Here is a 284-nt window from a genome sequence, read left to right as displayed (position 1 = left end):
ACGAGCGTGACGGCTGAAGATTTCGATGATGATGCCAGTACGGTCAAATACTTCCACACCCAAACTCGCCTCAACAGTACGCATTTGAGATGGACTTAAATCACAGTCAAATACCACAACATCAGCGGCACCGTATTGGAAGTTGCCCGTTGGAAGATCATCAAAATCTAGCTCATCGATTTCAGAATCAAACAAACCCGACTCATCAAGAAAGTCTTCATCTTCAGCTTCTTCAATAGAGCCTTGGTAACCAGTTAGATGTGCAATTTCGGCAAGCTTACCTG

1 pseudogene is annotated in these 284 nt (G+C 44.4%); it reads right to left on the bottom strand.

The features are described 5' to 3' along the window. A pseudogene (locus tag FTW16_RS21255) lies at positions 1-284 on the bottom strand (GTPase HflX); the annotation flags it as partial.

Origin of the sequence: Vibrio sp. T20 (assembly GCF_007858795.1) — a bacterium.
GTDB classification, from domain to species: Bacteria; Pseudomonadota; Gammaproteobacteria; order Enterobacterales; family Vibrionaceae; genus Vibrio; species Vibrio satsumensis.
This window is presented reverse-complemented; position numbering and strand designations above follow the sequence as displayed.